Here is a 4096-nt window from a genome sequence, read left to right on the forward strand (position 1 = left end):
CCCGCAGCCCCGGCCGTCACGCTCACCGCCCGCACCTCCCAGGCCGCGCAGAGCTCCGACGCCAGGACGTCCGCGGGGGCGCCCGGCGCCGCCGTGCCGAGTCCGTCCGCGGCGCGCGTCGCCTCCGCGAGGTTGGGGGTCACGAGCGTCACGCCCGGCACCGGGTCGCCGCCGCGGGGGTGCGGGTCCCAGACGACGACGCGCTCGCGCGCCGCGCGCGCGAGGAGGGCCCGGAGCACGGGGTCCCGCGTGACACCCGCGCCGTAGTCGGACACGAGCACGACGTCGGCGGTCGCGAGCACCGCGCGCACCTCGTCCTCGGACACGTCGCGCGGCGTCCCGGGGCCGCCCTCGTCGACGCGGACGAGGGACTGCCCGCTGCTGCGCACGCGCACCTTGGTGCGCGTCCCACCCTCGTGCCCGAGCGGGACGAGGGTCACGCGGCGGCCCAGCTGCTCGGCGAGGCGCGCGCCGCCGTCGTCGTCGGCGACCGGCGCGACGAGCGTCACGCGCGCACCGGACTCCGCGCACAGCAGGGCCGTGAGGCCCGCGCCGCCAGGGCTGTGCCGCCGCCCGGTCACGTCGAGCACCGGGACCGGCGCGTCGGGGCACAGCCGCTCGACCGTGCCGTCCACGTCGGTGTCGAGCACGACGTCGCCGAGCACGACGACGTGCGGCTCGCGTCCCGCGCGCTGCTCAGGCGTCGTCATGCGCTCGCCCGCTCCTGCCGGCCCGCCATCGCGGCGGGCGCCTGCGCCGCGAGGTGGGCGTCGACGGCCGCGCACACCGCGTGCACCGCGACGAGGTGCACCGCCTGCACCGCGGCGGTCGAGGGCGCCGTGACGGCGAGCGACTCGTCGCAGCGCAGGGTCAGCGGGTTCGGCCCCGGCCCCGTCATCCCCCACACCGTCAGGCCGAGGTCCTGCGCGCGCTCGGCGGCGCGCAGCACGTTCGGGCTGCGGCCGGACGTCGAGAGCACGACGAGCACGTCGCCCGGGCGTCCGTGCGCCTCGACCTGGCGGGCGAACATCTCGTCCGCGCCGTAGTCGTTGACGATCGCCGTGAGGCTCGACGTCTCGGCGCACAGCGCGATGGCCGACAGCGGCCGGCGGTCGGCGAGGAAGCGCCCCACGAGCTCCGCCGTGAGGTGCTGCGCCTCGGCCGCGCTGCCGCCGTTGCCGACGGCGAGCAGCCGCGCGCCGCCGCACAGGTCCTCCGCGAGGCGCCGCCCCCAGCGGTCCACCATCTCGTGGTGCTCGGCGAGCACCGCCATGCCGGTCGTGACCTCGGCCAGGTGCTCGTCGATCCAGGTCCGTGTGCTCATGCCGGTGCTCATACCGCCTCCACCTCCGCGTCGGCGTGCAGGGTGCCGCGGGCGGCTCCCTCCGCCCCGACCACGTGCTCGTACGCGCGCGCGGTCTCGCGCGCGACGCTGTCCCAGCCGTACAGCTGCTCGGCGCGCCGCCGCGCCGCGACGCCGAAGCGACGGCGCCGCACCGGGTCGTCCAGCAGGGTGCGGACGGCGTCCGCGACGGCGCCCGGGTCCTGCGGCGGCACGAGGTAGCCCGTGACGCCGTCCTGCACCGAGTCCAGCAGCCCGCCGACGGCGCTGCCCACCACGGGCGTGCCGCAGGCGGCCGCCTCGAGCGGCACGATCCCGAACGGCTCGTACCAGGGGGTCGCGACGACGACCTCGGCTCCCTGGATGACGCCCGGCACGTCGTCGTGGGCCACGCAGCCGAGGAACGTCACGCGGTCCGCGACGCGCAGCCGGCGCGCCAGCGCGCTGAGCCGCTGGACCTCGGGGTCGTCGGCCAGCTCGTCCGCCGGGGGGCCGCCGGCGACGCGGAGCTCGACGTCCGGCAGGTCGACGAGCGCCTGGATCACCGTGTCGACGCCCTTGCGCTCGACGAGCCGTCCGATCGACAGCACGTACGGCCGCCCCGACGCCGACGGCGCCCCACCGGGCCCCCGCACGCCACGCCCGCCCGCGCGTCGCGGCGTGAAGTGCTCGAGGTCCACCCCGCACGGCACGACGCCGACCTTGTGGTCGGGCACGCCGAGGCGGCGCAGCTCGGCCACCTCGTCGCTGCAGGTCGCGATCACGAGGTCCACCGACCGGCCGAGCGCGGCCTCTGTCTGGACCCTGCCGCGCGGGCTGGTGTCCCGGTCCCCCTGGTGGCGGCGCTTCACCGAGCCCAGCGCGTGGAACGTCTGCACGACCGGCACGCGCTCCCCCGCGAGGGACGCGACGGCGCGCGACGCCTGGAGAGCAGCGAGACCCGACATCCAGAAGTGACCGTGGACGACGTCGGGCACGGTGTCGGCGAGCCACGCGTCGGCGAGCCACCGCCCGAAGTCCGCCATCCACGGGAGGAGCTCGTCCTTGGGCACGTGCCGCGCCGGCCCGGCCGGCACGTGCACGACGTCGACACCGGGCGCCATCCGCACGCGCTCCGGCAGCCCGGCGTCGTCGCGCCGGGTGTAGACCTCGACGCTGTGGCCGAGCCCGGCGAGCGCGGTCGCGAGCGCCGCGACGTGGACGTTCTGCCCGCCCGCGTCGACGCCGCCGAGCGCGGCCAGCGGGCTCGCGTGCTCGGAGACCATGGCGATCCTCATCGGGCCACCTCCTTCAGGAGCCGGTGCCAGTCGGCCAGGAACCGGTCGAGGCCGAAGTGCGAGAGCACGTGCGCCCGTGCGGCGAGGCCGGTCTCGCGCGCCTCGTCCGGGTCGTGCAGCCAGCGGCGGGCACGCGCCGCGAGCGCGTCCGGGTCGTTCGAGACGAGCCCGGCCGACGGCGGCACGGCCTCGGGAGCCGCGGTCGTCGCGAAGGCGAGCACGGGCAGGCCGAGCGCCATCGCCTCGAGCAGCGAGAGACCCAGGCTCGTCCACCGGTAGGGGTGGAAGTACGCGCGGTCGCGCGCGAGCAGGTCGTGCATCGCGCCCTGGGGGACGTCGTCGTGCAGCGTCAGGTCGGGGGCCGTGTCGCCGCGCCACGTGCGGGCCGCCTCCTCGAGCGCCGCCATGCCCATGCCGTAGACGTCGACGCCGACGTGCTGCGCCATCCGCAGCAGCTGATCCGTCCCCGCGACACGCCAGCGCCGGACGGGCTCGTTGACGACGACGCCGACGCGCTCGCGCTCACCCGTGTACCGCAGGCCGGGGTCGACGATGCCGTGGTCGACGAGGGTCGTCGGCGCGTCGCCGCAGTCCCAGACGAGCGCGTTGAAGGCCGTGACGTGGGCGATCGTGATGTCGGTGCGGTCGGCGAGCGGGTGCCGCGTCGCGACGGCGTGGCCCGCCGGCGTGTTGTGCTCGACGTAGACCGCGGGGACGTCGATTCCGGCACGGAGCCCCGTCCACCGCTCGAGGAGCTCGAGCTCCTCCGGCCGCTGGAGCACGACGACGTCGAACGGCGTCTCGCGCAGCTGCTCGGGCGTCACCTCGACCACCGAGGAAGGCCAGTCCCACGTGCGCGCGCGCCCCCTGCCCTCGGGGCCGCGGTTGGGCACCACGGGGACCAGGTACTCCTCGGCGCCCTGGACGAACGACGTCATCCAGGAGCCGTGGACGTGCCAGACGAGGACCCTCATGCCGTCACCTCCGTGCTGTGAGGCTGCGTGGTGGGTGCGCGCCGGACGAGCGAGCGGACCGCGTCGACCACCTCGGACGGGGCGATCGCGCTGAGGCAGGGATGGCCCGCCACCGGGCACTCGCGGGCGCGCGTCCCGGCGCACGCCGCGTGCTGGTCGCCGAGCAGGACGACCGGCACGCCCCACGGGGCCCAGCGGTCCGCGGGCACGACGGGCGCGAAGAGCGAGACGATGGGGGTGCCGACGGCGGCCGCGAGGTGCGCGGGCCCCGTGTTGCCGACGACGACGGCCTCGGCGTCCGCGAGCAGCCCGGCGAGCTCGGCCAGCGACGTGCGCCCCGAGAGGTCGACCGCGTGGTCCCCCGCAACAGCCGCGCCCAGCGCGCGCTCCCCCGGCCCGCCGGTGACGACCACGGTCCAGTGCTCGGCGAGCGCCGCGGCGAGGGCCCGGGCGTGCTCGGGCGTCGCAGCACGGGCGGGCACGGACGCACCGGGGTGCAGCAC

At 77.0% G+C, this 4096-nt stretch carries 5 protein-coding genes; all 5 read right to left on the reverse strand.

From position 1 onward, the window contains the following. The coding region (locus tag ICW40_RS20030) for a PfkB family carbohydrate kinase (protein WP_260459506.1) at positions 1 to 710 on the reverse strand (710 nt) is incomplete at its 3' end. Next, complete coding sequence (locus ICW40_RS20035) at positions 707 to 1324, reverse strand: D-sedoheptulose-7-phosphate isomerase (RefSeq protein ID WP_221655738.1); 618 nt, start codon at positions 1322 to 1324, stop codon at positions 707 to 709. The genes ICW40_RS20030 and ICW40_RS20035, both read right to left, overlap by 4 nt. Before the next feature lie 8 nt (positions 1325 to 1332). Next, entirely contained in the window at positions 1333 to 2619 is a 1287-nt protein-coding gene (locus ICW40_RS20040) for a glycosyltransferase (RefSeq protein ID WP_221655739.1), read from the reverse strand. Then, the gene (locus ICW40_RS20045; protein ID WP_221655740.1) at positions 2616 to 3593 is read right to left on the reverse strand and encodes a glycosyltransferase family 4 protein; all 978 of its coding nucleotides are present in this window, start codon (positions 3591 to 3593) and stop codon (positions 2616 to 2618) included. The genes ICW40_RS20040 and ICW40_RS20045 overlap by 4 nt, the downstream gene beginning before the upstream one ends. Further along, on the reverse strand, positions 3590 to 4096 hold a 507-nt coding region (locus tag ICW40_RS20050), incomplete at its 5' end, for a glycosyltransferase family 9 protein (RefSeq protein WP_221655741.1). The genes ICW40_RS20050 and ICW40_RS20045, both read right to left, overlap by 4 nt.

Origin of the sequence: Actinotalea ferrariae, from assembly GCF_019733465.1 — a bacterium.
Lineage (GTDB): Bacteria > Actinomycetota > Actinomycetes > Actinomycetales > Cellulomonadaceae > Actinotalea > Actinotalea ferrariae_A.